Raw genomic sequence first — 14,970 nt, 5'->3', positions numbered from 1 at the left:
CCACGCGCAGGCCCGGCTCTTCCTTGTTGTGATCACCGGTATCAGCGGCTGGCGCTTTCCAGTACCTGGTTGAGCGCCGCACCATCGATGCTCAGCGTGGCGCTGTCGAACATCCCTTCGACGTAGGCCTTGGCCACCTGCTCCTGACGCTGGGCACGCAGCACCTGGCGCAGGCGCGGGGCCACTTCCTCCAGCGTGGCAGCGCGGGCCGGCTGCGCCTCGACCAGCTTGATGATGTGCCAACCTGCGGCGCTCTGCACCGGCTCGCTGACACTGCCCACCTTGAGCCTGGGCACCACGCTGCGCACCTCTGGCAACAGCTGCGCCAAGGCTTGCAACCCGGTGTCACCGCCTTTGGCAGCAGTGCCTTCGTCCTGCGAGTTGTCGCGGGCCAGGGCCGCAAAGTCGGCGTCCTTTTCCTGGGCTCGCTTGGCCAGGGTCTGCGCCTGCTTGCGCACTGCCTCGTCATCCTTGGGGTTGTCGACCCGCAGGAAAATCTGGCTCAGGCGGTAGCGCGCCGGCAACTGCAAACCGGCCTTGCCGGCCTCGAAGGCTTGCTGCAGCTCGGCATCGCTGGGGTAGCCGTCGGGTACCTTGCTCACCGAGTTGAGGTAGTCGCGCAGCACGATCTGCTCGGTGGCGGCGCGGGTCTGGGCCTGGATGTCTGGCCGTTGCAGCCAGCCCTGGGCCTCGGCCTGCTGGTACAGGGCCTTTTCGGCCAGGCGCGCGCGGATCCAGCTTTCCAGCGCCGGGCGATCAGTGCGCAAACGGCTGCGGGCATCTTCGGGCAATTGCGCGAACAGCGCCTTCAGCTCGCTGCTATCGACCTGCTGCTCGCCCAGCCGGGCCAGCGCAGGGCCGTTGTCCACTGCCACCTCGCTGGCCGCAGGCGCCGGGCGCGCCGCCGCCACCGGGTCGTCACCCGGGCGCATGGCCAGGGCGACGGCTACCGCGATGGCCGCCAGCGCACCGGCGCTGGCCCAGAAGGTACGCGCCGTCACGAGGCGCTTTCCGCATCAGCCGATGCCGCTACCTGTTCGGCGCTGCTGCGGCTGAAGTCGCGCAGGTAGACGATCAGCTCCTGCAGCAGGCGGTCCCACAGCAGCAGGTTGCCCAGCAGGTGCTTGTGGCTGACGCCATCGGCCACCACCACGTCCATTTCCATCACCAGGAACTCGCCCTGCACCGACAGGCGGGCAAAGCGCCGGCTGGCGTTCCAGCGCTCGGCCAGGCCCGCCGGCAGCTCGCCCTGGATGCGCAGTGCGCAGCTGAAGGTGAAGTCGAGGAACTCGCCTGCCTTGTCCGTTGCACGGTTACCAAAACGCACGGCAAAACCCACGCCCTGGCTGGCACTGAGCAACTGCACCACGGCATTTTGCTCGGTGCGGTTGACCCGGTAGCCGGCATCCTGCAGCAACGTGGTCAGGGAGTCGGCGCCCACGGTTTCGATCAGGGTGACTTCGGTCATGTGCTTCTTCCTTGTGTTGATGATCGGTTTTCAGTTACTGGCTGACGCCCGCCGGGGCGTCGAACTGGCTGTCATAGAGTTTGTCGCCGTAGGCTTGGGCCAGCTCCTCGAACTTGACCCGTGCGCCGCCGGCGAAGGGTTGGCGCAGCTTGACGATGTCGGCGATGTCGACTTTTTCGTAGGCGCTGAGCATCTCCCTGGCCACCCCGTACATCTGCTCGTTGCGCGCCTGGCACTGCTGCACCTGGCCGTCACGCTCGGCCAGTTGCGCCTGCAGGCGGGCACGCTCGCTTTCCTTGGCCCGGGCCATGCCCAGCAGCTCGTCGTAGGCTTGCTTGTACTTGTGCAGTTGCTCGTTGCTGCTGGCCACCAGCGCCTGGGCCTGGCTGTGCACGGCCTGCTGCTGGCCGGCCAGTTGCTCGCCCTGCTGGCGGGCCTTGGCCAATTGCGCGGTGAGCTCGCGTACCTGGCCTTGGGCAGCGTCGCGCTGCTGCTCGGCAGCCTGGCGCGCGACGCTGGCCTGGGCCTGCTCGCTCTGCAGTGCCTGCAGTTGTTGCGTGGTGCTGCGCAACTGGGTGCGCAGGCGTTCCTCGAGGGTGTCGGCCGAGGCCGAGGCCGCAAGGCTTGCGCCCAGGGCCAGCATCAGCCAGGTGCAGTGGCGGCGATAGGCTCCCTTGTTCATGCCCGTGCTCCTTCCCTAGAACCGCGTGTTGACTTCAAGCTGCATCACGTCGATGTCGAACGGCGCGCCGTAGACTGCCTCGCTGCTCAACCACCGTGCTGTAGCGTAGACGTTCTCGGCCAGGCCGTAGTTGCCACCGAGGAAATAGCCCTTGGCGTTGGTGCCGCCGAGGTGGAAGCTCGAATCGTTGAAGCCGTCCGGCAAGGCGTCGGGCTCGATCCGCTTGTAGCCGGCGAACAGGTTCCAGTCGCCGGCCTTGCGCATGTCCAGGGCATTGCCCAGGGTGAACTGGAACATCCAGGCATCGGCGCCGCTCTGGATGTTGCCGTCGACATCGACGTTGTTGGCCAGCTGGCCGGCAGCGCGCTTGCGCATCTGGCCTTCGTCGTAGGCCAGGTTGTGCACGTAGTTGACCTGGCTGCGCAGCTTGAAGTCGCTGGGCAGGTCGGTGTCCCACTGCAGGTTCAGGTCGAGCAGCTCGAATTCCGAGGCAATGCCGACGAATTGCGGCTGCGGGGTGTTCGCCGGGTTGGCCGGGTCGGGGGTGATGTCACGCAGCAGGAACAGGGTGTTGCCCTTTTGCATGAAGGTCGGGCGGGTTTCGTCGCTGTCACAGCCCGGCTGGCCGTCCCACGGCGCGCAAGGGCTGGAGCGCTCGCCGGCGATGTCGTCGAAGCGGTAGTAGGCCGCAGCGCCCTTGATGCGGTTGTGCTCGTTGAGCGCGAACTTGGCGCCGAGTTGCGCGCCATACAGCCACTTGTTCTCGCTGCTTTCCTTGTCGAAGCCGTTGCTGGTGGCCGAATCGTCGCTGTACTGCACCGGGAACGCCCCCAGGGTGCCGAACAGGCTCAGGTCGCGGTTCACCGGATGGTCGAAGATCGCCGCCACGCCATCGAAGTTCAAGTCGTGGGAGTACAGGATGTCGGTGGACATGAACGGGTTGGCGATACGCCCGCCCGTGAGGGTCAGGCGCTCGCTGGGGCTCCAGCTGACGTAGCCCTGGTCGAGCCAGATGTCTTTCTTGCCAAAGCCGCCGCCCAGGTTCTGGGTGGTCGATACCGGGTTGTCGTTGCCGCCGGTGGCGATGCGGATGCCGGCCACCCAGTGCTCGGCCAGCTGCGCCTTGAGGCCGAAGCGGGCGCGCAGGCGCAGGATGCTGTCGCGGTCCTCGCGGGTGTTGAGCAAGGGCGGCAGGCTCGAACTGCTGTTGGGGTTGACGTCGTAGGGGCCCTGGTCGTTGAGCTTGGCGAAGTCGACGATCTCGTTGCTGTTGCCGTCGGCGTAGTAGCGCGACTCGCCGCGCAGGCGCAGGTCGCCGTCGAAGCTGATGCGCGAGGCCCAGTCGGGGAAACTGTTGGGCGCGGCCCAGTTTTCCTGCTTGGCGGTGTTCATCACCTCGGCCTTGATTTCGTCGCGGATCTGCTGGCGGACGATGGCCGGCACGTACTGCACGCGCACCTCGCCGTTGGCCGCCGGGGCCTGCGCCACGATTGGCGCGGCGCTGCTGGCGGCGCGGGCTGCGCGGGCCTCGCGTTCGGCCTGGGCGATCAGCGCGTCGGCCTTGTCCTGCTTGAGCACGCCCTGCTCCACCAACAGGCGGATCAGGTTGACGGTCGCATTCTCCGACGGGGCGGGCTGCGCGACGGCCGGACCGACCGCGGCCACGGCCAGCAGGCCGAGCGCCAGGGTCAATCGGTTCACTGGGCACTTCATGGTTGTGCAACTCCTGTTGGTCAGTCGTGCTTCGTTATTCATCCGCGGCGCCCCTGCAGGCCGATCTTCACCGGCAGCGTCAGGCCGGCCGGTGGGCGCTGGTCCAGCACCCCGGCACCGCGCAGGGCAGCCAGCAGCTTGGCGTCGGTTTCGGGGTCGCCGCTGCTGCTGGCCAGCTCCACGCGGGTGATCTCGCCGCTGGTGCTCAGCCACACGTTGGCTTGCGCCCTGAAGCTCAGGTCGCGCAGTTCAGGGGTCTCGCGCAGCACACGCTGGAACGCCGAGCCCAGGTACTGGCCGTAGGTGCCCTTGCCGAACCCGCCGCCGCCACCGCCGGCCATGCCGCCGCCCTTGCCGGCGCCGACGTTGAAACTGTCGCTGCCAGACTGCGCGTCGCCGTCCATCTGCATCGGGTCGGCCAGGTCTTGGGCCGGGTCCGGGGCGTCTTCGGCGGGCTTGATGTCCTCGGCCTCCGGGATGGGCTCCGGCTCAGGCTCGGCGATTTTCTCTTCCACCGGCGGTTCGGGTTCCTTCGGCGGCTCCGGAGGCGGTGGCGGCGGTGGCGGCAGCGGGATGATCGCCGGCACCTTGGGCGCCTCGCGGCGCACCCCGGCCATGTCGTTGGCCCACTGCCACAGCAGCCAGGCCAGGCCGACGCCGGCAATAGCGAGCACGGCCCAGGTCAACAGCCGGCGGGGGTTGGTTGTGCTGTGCATGCTCACCCCTGGTTCGGCTTGCCGGTGACCAGCCCGACCTGGGCCAGTTCAAGGCGGCGCAGCAGGTCGAGCACCTCGACCACTTTCTGGTATTGCACCCCGGCATCGCCGCGCACGATCAGCGGAAAGTCCAGGTTGCGGGCTTTCTCGCTGCGCAGGCGGTCCTCCAGCTCCTGCAGGGTCACCGGGTAGGCGTCGAGGAACACCTGGCCGGCGTCGTTGATGGAGATGGCCTTGGTCTTGGGCTGGGCCAGCGACACCGAGGCACTGGCCTTGGGCAACTGCACCTGAATGCCCGACACCTGGGCGGTGGCGGTGAGGATGAACATCACCAGCACCACCATGAGCACATCCACCAATGGGGTAATGTTGATGCTGTCGACTGCCGCGTCGGCGTCGTCATCATGGGCGTTGTTCACGGATGCCATGGCTGCGCCCTCACGCCGGAACCGACGGGTTGAGGTTGCGCCCGGCCGGGCGCTGCGTGGCCTCGCCGGCCTGGCCCTCGCCATGCAGTTCGGCCAGGCGGGTGATGAACTCGTCGACGAACACGCGCATGTCGGCACCCACCTCGCGGTTGCGGGTGGTCAGGCGGTTGTAGCCGAACAGTGCCGGGATGGCGACGAACAGGCCCATGGCGGTGGCCAGCAGCGCTGCGGCCATGCCCGGGGCGATGGCGTTGATGTTGACGTCACCGGCCATGGCGGTGCCGAGGAACACCACCATGATACCCAGCACGGTGCCCAGCAGGCCGATGTACGGGCCGCCGGCAATGGCGTTGGACAGGGTCGAGAGCTTGGACGACAACGCCTGGTTTTCACGGGTGCGCACGCCGTCCATGGAACAGCGGATGGCTTCGATGGTGGCAGCCGAAACCGCCGTGGTGTCGGCGCCCTGGGCGCGGCGGGTGCGGATTTCCTGCACCGCCACCAGGTACAGGCGCCACAGCGGCGAGTCCCCCAGGCGCTGGTGCAGGTCGGGGTTGTCGGCGAACTGCTCAAGGCGCGTGCCGACCGTGGCGAACTGCTCACGGAACGACCCGTTGGCGGCGCTGACGCGGTTCAGGGTGCGCTGTTTGCGCAGCATGATCACCCACGATTGCACCATCATCAGCACCAGCACGGCGATGATCACCCAGGCATCGACCGGTACCGCCTTGAGCAAAAAGCCCAGGCCGCCGAAGCCGAAGCCCGATTGTTCTTCGTCTACGCCATAAACCACCAGCCGCGACTCGGCGCCCTGGGCCAGCACGTCAGCCTGCAGGCTGGCCTGGCTGCGGGCCACGCGGGAAATACGCAGCTCGTCCAGCGCCCCCACGAACGGCGCATAACTGCTGGCCGGCTCGTTCTCGGTCGACGGCAGGTCGCCGGCAATGCCAACGGCGCCACTGAAGGCTGTGGGGCTCGCCGCCAGCCGCGCGACCGGCTGGCCTTCGAGCAGCACACTCAAGGCGCCGCCCTCGCCGATCAACGCCAGGTGTTGCCATTGCCCGGCAGCCACAGGTTGCGTGGCGGCGGCGCGCAGGCCGTCGACCTCGACGAAGGGCACACCCTGGGCCAGGCCCAGCAGCAGGCTGTGGCTGCCTTCGCGGCGGGCCAGCAGCAACTGCTCGCCCACCCCCTGGTCCTGGCGCAGCCAGGTGCTGAAGGTGAACGCGCCACCAGCAGGCAGTTGCAGCGAGGCACTGGCCGGCAGTTGCAGCGGCTGGCCGCCGAGCTGGATGGCCCGGCCGATCACTCCGTCCACGCCCACCGCCTGGCCCTGCAGCGCATTGCCGTAGGGGCTGGCGTCATGGGGCGCGGCGCCATCGAAGTGGTACAGCGCGGTGTAGTCGGCGTCAAAGCTCGGCTGGCCACTTGGGGCCTGGGCCTTGGGGTTGCCATAGTACATCCACAGGTCCTGGCGCTGGCCGGGCTCGATGCGCGGCACGTCGACCCAGATCAGCGCCATGCCCATCAGCGGGTCGAACTGCTCGATGTGGTGGTTGAGCACGGTCTTGTCGTCAGCGCTGACGAAGCGGATGTCTGCCCCGCTGTCACTGACCCCGTCAAAGGTGAAGTTGCCAGTGTGCAGGCGCACCAGCAGCGCGGTGCGGCCCAACGCCTGGGTCAGGCCGGCGCCTTGCGGGGTGGTGTCGACGGCGATCTGCTTGCGGTACATCCAGTCGTCCTGCCACCAGGCACTGGCGCTGCCTGGCAGGGCGAAGCCCAGGCAGATCAGCAGGGTCAATATCAGGCGTTGCATGGGAGGTCTCCAGGGTTAAAAGGTGGCCTGCACGCTGAAGTGCACACGGGGGTCGTTTTTCTTGGTTTCGCCGCCATCCTTGAGCGGCACGGCCCAGTCAAGGGTGCCGGACAGCCAGTCGTTGAGCGTGGCGCGGGTGCCGATGCCGACACTGGCCAGGGTGAAGTTGTCCTGCTGCTCGGGCAGCGGGTCCTGCAGGCGCAGATGGGCGCCTTCGGCGAAGGCGTAGAAGCGCCAGTCCTTGATGTAGCTGCCCACGTAGCGGCCCAGCGACGGCGTGCGCAGTTCCTGGGACAGCACCACGCCGTCGTCGCCGCTTTGCTCGGCGCTCAGGTAGCCGCGCACGGTGCCAACCCCGCCGGCGGTGATCTGTTCATTGGAAACCAGCGGCCCGGTGGCCAGCTGGAAGGCCAGTTTCGACGCGCTTTGCCAACTGCCGGCAAAATCGAAGCTGTATTCGCCATCACCCTTGAGCACGGCGAAGCTGGGGTCGGCGAGGTAGCGTTTGTAGGCGAAGTCGACATCGTCGCTGCCGTAGCCAAAAACCCTGCGGGTATTGACCACCAGGCTCAGGCCGAGGCTGAGCTGGTCGTGCTCGGTGTAGCGATAGCCGCTGTAGCCCAGGGTGAAGGGCACGTACTTGAGCGGCGCCTCGTCGCCGGTCATGCCGAACAGCACCTTCTCGTCGAAGTTCTTCACGTCCACGCCCATCGACAGCGACTGGGCCCAGGCACCGACGCCCGGCAGGTTGTAGATGGCAGACACGCCATAGGAGTGGCCCTTGCCCAGCACGTTGGTGCCGCCCACGGTGCCGACGTCGCTGTCGGACTGATAACCGCTGAACTGCAAGGTCCAGCGCTCACTCAGCGGCGCCACGTAGGCCACTGACCACACTTCGGAGTTGTCGCGGTTCTCAGGCGCGGTGTCCCAGGTCAGCGAGGCACTGTGGCCGGCCTGCCAGAGGTTGTTGTAGCCCAGGCTCACGCTGCTACGCAGCGACTCGGTGTCGGCGCTGTGCTCGTTGTTCAGGCCCATGGTCAGGGTCCAGGGCTGCTTGTCTTCCACCTGCAGGTCGACGTCCATGGTTCCAGGCCTGCGGCCTTCGCGCACCACCGGCACCACCTGCCGGTTGTCCGTGCGGTTGAGGCTTGCCAGCTCCTGCTGCACCTGCTCGAAGTCGGGCACCTTGCCCTCCTCCAGCGCCGGCACCTGCTCGCGGATCTCCAGCGGCGAGTAGTGCTTGGCGCCAACCACCCGCACCCGGCCGACCTTGGTTTCGGTCACTTGCAGGTAGACCACCCCGCCTTCGACCTTCTGCTCGGGCAGCTCGACGTACACCGACTGGTAGCCACGGTCCTGGTAACTCTTTTGCAGCGCTTCGCGGGCGCCTTCGAGGTCGGCCAGGGTTTTGTCGGGGCCCAGGTACGGGTACACCGCCTCTTCGATGGCCTGGGCGTCGAGTACGCTGTTGCCGCGCACCACGTATTCGCTGATTTCGACCCGGCGCTCGGGCGTACCCGCCGCCTCGTCCGCGGCCACCGTGGCCGACAGCAGGCACAGCAGTGCCCCTGCGCCCATGCCGCATCGCTTGAACAAATGCTCCACACCGCCCCCTTGAAGAGCCAGGAATTCGTTTGGTTGTTGTTGGTTACTGGTGGTGGTCAGGCGTGGCCTGCCCCGGGTGTCGCGCCAGCCAGCTGTGCAGCAAGGCCAGGTTGAGGCTGAACTCGGGCATGGCCTGCAGGCTGGCGTTGAGCACTTCATCGACCATGCGCTGCAGCAGCGAAACCGCCATGGCGCTGCCCAGCAGCACACCGAGGTCGTGGCTGAACAGGCTGAAGTTCCACAACCGCGACTTGAGTTCCAGGCCGACGAACCAACGGAACAGCAGGTTGTAGTTGAGTTGCTCGTAGAGCTGCTTTTCGCTGGGTACCGAATACAGCAGCTGCAGCAGCAGTACGTGCATGAGGGTGGGCGGGGCGATGGTCATGCCCTGCTGTTCGGCAAGCTGCGCCAGGGGCCCTTGGTGCTCACGCAACAGCTCCTCGATGCGCGGGCGCAGCAGTGCCAATGAATGCCCGGGGGGCACGCAACTGGCCACTTCGCGCAGGGCGCCCTGCCAGTCTTCCTGGGAGACGATCCACACCCAGGGGGCGCCGTAGCGGTACACCGAGACGGGCTGCTTGCGCGCAGCCTCGACGATTTTCGCCAGGCGCTGGTCGAGCTCCTGCATGCCTACTTTGCTGTAGCGTTCCATAGATCCCATCGCCCCACTCCCCGGCCTGCTCCTGCGAGGCGTCATGGCCCCGTTGGGCAGACGCTTCGTCCGTGTCCTTGGCTTGACGGAGGTGGCGCTTTGCTACCGACGTTTTGTCACGAAAGGTTCATCCGCGCGGCCCTGGGGAACGCCGCCCAAAGCACAGCCAACCCGCGTCCATATAGGCAATCGTTCTAATGCCTGTGTCGATTTTCCCGCCGCCTGGGCGACTGTGATTCACCAGCAGCCCTACCCGTGCAACGGAGAAAACCACCATGTCAGCCAAACCCATCCCCGAAGGCCAGCACAGCATTACCCCCTACCTGGGCATCCGCGACGCCGCCCAGGCCATCGAGTTCTACAAGAAAGCCTTCGGCGCCACTGAAATGTTCCGCCTCGAGGGCCCTGACGGGCGCGTCGGCCACGCAGAATTGAGAATCGGCGACTCCTCGTTGATGCTCGGCGACCCCTGCGACATGGAAGGCAGCCTGAAGGCCAGCCAGAACATCGAGCACCCTGCCGTCGGCCTGCACCTGTACGTCGAGGACTGCGACAAGGTCTACGCCCAGGCCCTCGCAGCCGGCGCCACGCAGGTCAGCGAACCGAAGGACCAGTTCTACGGCGACCGCAGCGGCACCCTGAAGGACCCGTTCAACAACCTGTGGTTCGTCTCCACCCACAAGGAGGACCTGACCCCGGACGAAATCCGCGCCCGCGCCGCGAAGATGTTCGCCGGCAGCTGAGCAAGGTTGAAAGCCGCCGCACTTTGCTTGAAGCTTGCAGCTCGTAGCTTGGAGCTGCTTCTCAATGCGTATCATCGAAAAAACCGGCGGGCAGGTGCGCAGCCTGACGCCGGCCGAGGAAGAACTGCTGGCCGCCTTCGCCACCGGCGCCCTGGCCGGCCCGCGCCTGCTGCAGGCCAACCAGTGGCTGATGAAAGTGCGCGGTGCCAACCAGTGGCTGGCCTGTGATTGCCGCAAGGACGCCTTGCCGGTGCTGAATATCTCGCTCAACGGCAATACCGGCACGCTGTTCCTGCGTAACAACCCCGAAACCCCCGAGCACGCCGCAGGCTGCCCGTTCAGCAAGGATGAACGCGAAGCCGGCGAGCGCAGCAGCGAGGTCACCCAACCCGCCGCATGGCTGGCCCCCGATGCGCCGCTGCGCCTGATCGGCGACTACCGCCGCGCCAACGACGGCGAAACCGCAGCCACCAGCCGCGACCCTGGCGAGCGCCGCGACCAGCAGCGCCTGTTGTCGCTGCTGCTGACCTGGATCGAGGCCAGCGGGCTGAATGTCTACGCCACCCACCTGAAAAAGGACCTCACCGCCCAGTTTGCCGAGCTGCGCGGCGTGGCCGGCCGCTACCCGCTGCTGGAGCGGGTGCCGGCCAGCAACTACCTGGAAACCCGCCTGGACATGAAGCACATGATGATGCTCAAGTCCCGCCTGCGCGATGCCACGCTGTTCGGCAACCACCGCCGCCACGGCCTGTTGCTCGACTGCATCGAGCAGGTCAAGGGGCGCAAGGTGCTGACCGCCCGTGGCGATGACGGTTTCGACTTCCAGGGCCACCACCAGTATTGGGGCGGCAACCGCACCGCAGGCCCCTTGCTGGCCCTGGCGCTGTACTCGCCGGCCACCGCCGGCAGCCATTTCTATGAACTGATCCATGTCGCCAGCGTGCCGGTGCTGTCGCGCGCGCACCTGTTTCCGGTGTACCGCGACGAGGAGCGCGAACCGCTCAAGGCGCTGGTGTCGCTGATCGACTGGATGGCCGGCAAGGGCGTGAAGGTGCTGATGCGCCGCCCGGTGATCGGGGGCCAGGTGATGGACGAGCTGGTGCTTACCTCGGACGGTGACCGCGTGCTGTCGGTGTCGTTGCTGGAGCAGCCGATCGGTCCGGAGCCTGAAACCGAGAATTTCAAGCGCTACGCCGACTTCAAGAGCCTGGAAACCTTCCGCAAGTATGTGGCCGGGTTCTTCATGCGCGAGCGCTGATAGCCTCGCGGAGCTAAAAGCCCGCGCGTTCCCTGTGGGAAGCGGCCTTGCCGGGGCGCCGTCCGGTCGAGATGGGCTGCGCAGCAGCCCCAGGATTTTTGCATCATGCGAAATTGCCGGGGCTGCTGCGCAGCCCGTCGCGACACAAGGCCGCTTCCCACAGGGCTGGGTGATCGCCTAAAGGGATCGCATGAGCTTTGGCCTCAGAACGCAGCCTTGAAGATCGCCTCGATCTCCGCCTGGCTGGCGACCCGCGGGTTGGTCAGGCCACAGGCATCCTTCAGCGCATTGGCCGCCAGCACCGGCACGTCTTCAACCTTCGCCCCAAGCTCGGCCAACCCTGCCGGAATGCCCACCGCCACCGCCAGGTGCTCGATGGCCGAAATCGCCGCCCCGGCGCCCTGCTCGGCATCCAGCGCGCACACCTTCACGCCCATGGCCTTGGCCACATCACGCAGGCGCGCCGCGCTGACCCGGGCATTGAAGCGCTGCACATGGGGCAGCAGCACCGCGTTGCACACCCCGTGGGGCAGGTCGTAGTAGCCACCCAGCTGGTGGGCCATGGCATGCACGTAACCCAGCGAGGCATTGTTGAACGCCATGCCGGCGAGGAACTGTGCATAGGCCATGTTCTCCCGCGCCTGCAGGTCGTTGCCGTCGGCCACCGCCTGGCGCAGGTTGGCACTGATCAGGCTGATGGCCTTTAGCGCACAGGCGTCGGTAATCGGCGTGGCGGCGGTCGAGACAAAGGCTTCGATGGCGTGGGTCAGGGCGTCCATGCCGGTAGCGGCAGTCAGCGACTTGGGCATGCCCACCATCAGCGCCGGGTCGTTGACCGACAATATCGGCGTGACGTTGCGGTCGACGATGGCCATTTTCACGTGGCGCGCCTCGTCGGTGATGATGCAAAAGCGGGTCATCTCGCTGGCGGTGCCGGCGGTGGTGTTGATGGCAATCAGCGGCAGCTGCGGCTTGGCTGAGCGGTCGACGCCCTCGTAGTCGCTGATATGCCCGCCGTTGGTAGCGCACAGGGCGATGCCCTTGGCGCAGTCATGGGGCGAGCCGCCACCCAGCGAGACCACGCAGTCGCACTGCTGCGCCTTGAGCATGGCCAGGCCCGCCTCGACGTTGGCGATGCTCGGGTTGGGCTTGGCGCCGTCGAACACCACCGAATCGATATCGCGCGCGGCCAGCAGGCCGGCGATGCGCTCGGCCACCCCGGCCCGGACCAGGCCCTGGTCGGTGACGATCAACGCCTTGCGCAGGCCATAGCCGGCAATCGCCGTCATCGCCTCGTCCAGGCAGTCGATGCCCATGATGTTGACGGCGGGAATGAAGAAGGTGCTGCTCATGGGCGGGTCCTCTCAGGCTGTCGGTATGCCTTCGAGCATGTGCCGCAAATGGCCGCAGGGCATTGATCCAGGACAAACCCACACGCACCTGCAGGAGCCGGCTTGCCGGCGATAGGGCCGGCAGCCTTTTCACACCAGGCCAGGCCTCATCGCCGGCAAGCCGGCTCCTACAGGGTACGCGTCAGCCGAGGAACAGGCGGTAGGCGGGGTTGTCGGTCTCGTCCCAGTAGCGGTAGCCCATCGCTTGCAGCGCCTGGGGCAGCCCGGCCAGCTCGTCGTCCGGCACCTCCAGCGCGGCGAACACCCGCGCCTCGGCCGCGCCGTGGTTGCGGTAGTGGAACAGGCTGATGTTCCAACGCTTGCCCAACCGCTCGAGGAAGCCCAGCAGCGCGCCAGGACGCTCGGGGAACTCGAAGCGCAGCACCCGCTCGTTGGCCCCCGGCGCGGCGTGCCCGCCCACGGTATGGCGCACGTGCAGCTTGGCCAGCTCGTTGTCGGTCAGGTCCAGCACCTGGTAGCCCTGCTCGCCCAGGCTGGCCAGCAGCCGGCCGCGCGGGTCGTGCTGCGGGTGGGTCTGCACACCGACGAACAGCCGCGCCTCCTTGCCCGGGTAGTAGCGGTAGTTGAACTCGGTGATCTGGCGCTTGCCCAGGGCCTGGCAAAAGGCGCGAAAGCTGCCCGGCTGCTCGGGGATGGTCACGGCGATGATCGCCTCGCGCTGCTCGCCCAGCTCGGCGCGCTCGGCCACATGGCGCAGGCGGTCGAAGTTGACGTTGGCACCGGAGTCGATGGCCACCATGGCCTGGCCCTGCACGCCCTCGCGGGCCACGTACTTCTTGATCCCGGCCACCGCCAGCGCACCGGACGGCTCGGTGATCGAGCGGGTGTCGTCGTAGATGTCCTTGATCGCCGCACACAGCTCGTCACTGCTGACGGTGATCACCTCGTCGACAAAATGCCGGCACAGCTCGAAGCAATGGGCGCCGACCTGCGCCACCGCCACGCCGTCGGCGAAGGTGCCGACCTGCGGCAAGATCACCCGTTCACCGGCGGCCATGGCCGCCTGCAGGCAGTTGGAGTCTTCGGGTTCGACGCCGATTACCTTCACCTCGGGGCGCAGGTACTTCACGTAGGCGGCGATGCCGGCCACCAGGCCGCCGCCGCCCACCGGCACGAAGATCGCGTGCAACGGGCCTGGGTGCTGGCGCAGGATTTCCATGGCCACGGTGCCCTGCCCCGAGATCACGTCCGGGTCGTCGTAAGGCGGCACGAACGTGGCGCCGTCGCGGTCGGCCAGGGCCAGCGCATGGGCCAGGGCATGGGGGAAGCTCTCGCCGTGCAGCACCACATTGCCGCCACGCGAACGCACGCCCTCGACCTTGAGCGACGGCGTGGTGGTGGGCATGACGATGGTGGCGCAGATACCTAAGTGGCGCGCCGCCAGGGCGACGCCCTGGGCGTGGTTGCCGGCTGAGGCAGTGATTACCCCGCGCTCGCGCTGGGCGCTGCTCAGCCGCGACAGACGGGTGTAGGCACCGCGGATCTTGAACGAGAAGGTGGGTTGCAGGTCTTCGCGCTTGAGCAGCACCGGGTTGCCAAGCGCGGCAGACAGCGCCGGGGCCGGCTGCAGCGGGGTTTCGATGGCCAGGTCGTACACCGGCGCAGACAAAATGCGCCGCACCTGCTCGGACAGCAGTTGCTGGGGCGTGGTGGCGGTACGCGGGTGGCTCAGACTGGTCATCGATGACTCCTGGTTTTCGTCGTTTTGCCCAGGAGTCAGAGAGAAGAAACCCGCCTCCAGGGCGGGTTCGGTGCACGTACGCGCTAGCCCGCCAAACCGATAATGGCGGTAATGATAATGGCGACGTTAACGTGCGGGAATGTGTTCATAGGCCGGGAAGTTATCCTGCGCTCTTGTAGGAAGTCAACACCCTTTACCGGCTTCCTGCGCCGACAGCGGCACATCGAACACCTTGTCGAAGCCCCACTGGAACACGAAGGCGTAGACGAAGAAGAACACGAACAGCGCAAGGTTGGTGACCAGCGCCGCCCACAGGCTGATCCCCAGCCACCCGGCCACCAGCGGCAGCAAAATCAGCACCAGCCCGCCCTCGAAGCCCAGCGCGTGCAGCAGGCGGCGCAGGAAGGTGCGGCTGCGCTGCGGCTGGCGCGCTTCCCAGCGCTCGAAGGCCCAGTTGAAGGCCATGTTCCAGCTCATGGCGATGGCCGACATCAGTATCGACAGCACCGTCGACTGCCCCATGCCGGCGCCGAACGCCAGCTCCAGGGCCGGCGCCACGCAGGCCACGGCGATGGTTTCGTAGAGGATGGCCTGGACGACCTTGCGGGCCTTGCCTTGCATGTGCAGCTCCATGATTGAACGGCCTGCAAAATTACGCGAAGCGTGCGCCAAGCGAAAGGCCGACGTGGCCTTGTTGCGCGCCCCATTGGCGACACAAGGCCGCTCCTACAGGGTTTGTGGTCTCTGCCTTGCAGGTTGGACAACCCCACGATCGGCTGCTTGTATCTTTGATCTG

The 14,970-nt window shown here is 66.9% G+C and carries 14 protein-coding genes; 2 read left to right on the top strand and 12 right to left on the bottom strand.

All coding sequences use genetic code 11. The features are described 5' to 3' along the window. Nucleotides 1-41 precede the first annotated feature (41 nt). The 9 genes from KSS94_RS13495 to KSS94_RS13455 all read right to left on the bottom strand — a co-directional run bounded on the left by KSS94_RS13495 (nucleotide 42) and on the right by KSS94_RS13455 (nucleotide 9,080). Nucleotides 42-932: a peptidylprolyl isomerase gene (locus KSS94_RS13495; RefSeq protein WP_217843589.1), complete on the bottom strand. Its 891-nt coding sequence runs from the start codon at nucleotides 930-932 to the stop codon at nucleotides 42-44. Nucleotides 933-997: 65 nt separating this feature from the next. Continuing rightward, nucleotides 998-1,468 carry a YbjN domain-containing protein gene (locus KSS94_RS13490; protein ID WP_217843462.1) on the bottom strand — a complete coding sequence of 157 codons (471 nt, stop codon included), beginning with the start codon at nucleotides 1,466-1,468 and terminating at the stop codon, nucleotides 998-1,000. A 34-nt stretch (nucleotides 1,469-1,502) separates the two neighbouring features. Next, on the bottom strand, nucleotides 1,503-2,150 hold the full coding sequence (locus tag KSS94_RS13485) for a DNA repair protein (RefSeq protein ID WP_217843461.1): 648 nt from the start codon (nucleotides 2,148-2,150) through the stop codon (nucleotides 1,503-1,505). Nucleotides 2,151-2,165: 15 nt separating this feature from the next. Continuing rightward, nucleotides 2,166-3,863, bottom strand: coding sequence for a putative porin (locus tag KSS94_RS13480; protein WP_217843460.1), 1,698 nt, complete (start codon nucleotides 3,861-3,863; stop codon nucleotides 2,166-2,168). Nucleotides 3,864-3,901: 38 nt separating this feature from the next. Continuing rightward, the gene (locus KSS94_RS13475; RefSeq protein ID WP_217843459.1) at nucleotides 3,902-4,579 is read right to left on the bottom strand and encodes an energy transducer TonB family protein; all 678 of its coding nucleotides are present in this window, start codon (nucleotides 4,577-4,579) and stop codon (nucleotides 3,902-3,904) included. Nucleotides 4,580-4,581: 2 nt separating this feature from the next. Further along, nucleotides 4,582-5,007, bottom strand: a complete 426-nt coding sequence (locus tag KSS94_RS13470; protein ID WP_217843458.1) for an ExbD/TolR family protein — start codon at nucleotides 5,005-5,007, stop codon at nucleotides 4,582-4,584. A 10-nt stretch (nucleotides 5,008-5,017) separates the two neighbouring features. Then, complete coding sequence (locus tag KSS94_RS13465; protein WP_217843457.1) at nucleotides 5,018-6,823, bottom strand: DUF2341 domain-containing protein; 1,806 nt, start codon at nucleotides 6,821-6,823, stop codon at nucleotides 5,018-5,020. A gap of 15 nt (nucleotides 6,824-6,838) precedes the next feature. Further along, nucleotides 6,839-8,401: a ShlB/FhaC/HecB family hemolysin secretion/activation protein gene (locus KSS94_RS13460; RefSeq protein WP_217843456.1), complete on the bottom strand. Its 1,563-nt coding sequence runs from the start codon at nucleotides 8,399-8,401 to the stop codon at nucleotides 6,839-6,841. A 70-nt stretch (nucleotides 8,402-8,471) separates the two neighbouring features. After that, a complete protein-coding gene (locus KSS94_RS13455; RefSeq protein ID WP_217843588.1) occupies nucleotides 8,472-9,080 on the bottom strand; it encodes a transposase in 609 nt (202 codons plus the stop codon). Nucleotides 9,081-9,355: 275 nt separating this feature from the next. Between KSS94_RS13455 and KSS94_RS13450 the strand changes: the two genes are divergently transcribed. Together KSS94_RS13450 and KSS94_RS13445 are read left to right on the top strand one after the other, a co-directional pair. After that, nucleotides 9,356-9,823: a VOC family protein gene (locus tag KSS94_RS13450; protein WP_217843455.1), complete on the top strand. Its 468-nt coding sequence runs from the start codon at nucleotides 9,356-9,358 to the stop codon at nucleotides 9,821-9,823. A gap of 64 nt (nucleotides 9,824-9,887) precedes the next feature. Continuing rightward, entirely contained in the window at nucleotides 9,888-11,081 is a 1,194-nt protein-coding gene (locus KSS94_RS13445; protein ID WP_217843454.1) for a DUF8534 domain-containing protein, read from the top strand. 203 nt (nucleotides 11,082-11,284) lie between these two features. Here KSS94_RS13445 and yiaY read toward each other — a convergent pair whose 3' ends face one another. The 3 genes from yiaY to KSS94_RS13430 form a co-directional block, all read right to left on the bottom strand. Further along, a complete protein-coding gene (gene yiaY, locus KSS94_RS13440) occupies nucleotides 11,285-12,433 on the bottom strand; it encodes an L-threonine dehydrogenase (RefSeq protein WP_217843453.1) in 1,149 nt (382 codons plus the stop codon). A gap of 181 nt (nucleotides 12,434-12,614) precedes the next feature. Beyond that, on the bottom strand, nucleotides 12,615-14,174 hold the full coding sequence (gene ilvA / locus KSS94_RS13435) for a threonine ammonia-lyase, biosynthetic (RefSeq protein ID WP_217843452.1): 1,560 nt from the start codon (nucleotides 14,172-14,174) through the stop codon (nucleotides 12,615-12,617). A gap of 183 nt (nucleotides 14,175-14,357) precedes the next feature. Beyond that, nucleotides 14,358-14,795, bottom strand: coding sequence for a PACE efflux transporter (locus KSS94_RS13430; protein ID WP_217843451.1), 438 nt, complete (start codon nucleotides 14,793-14,795; stop codon nucleotides 14,358-14,360). Nucleotides 14,796-14,970: the final 175 nt, after the last annotated feature.

This window comes from Pseudomonas fakonensis, from assembly GCF_019139895.1.
In the GTDB taxonomy this organism is placed as follows: Bacteria; Pseudomonadota; Gammaproteobacteria; order Pseudomonadales; family Pseudomonadaceae; genus Aquipseudomonas; species Aquipseudomonas fakonensis.
This window is presented reverse-complemented; position numbering and strand designations above follow the sequence as displayed.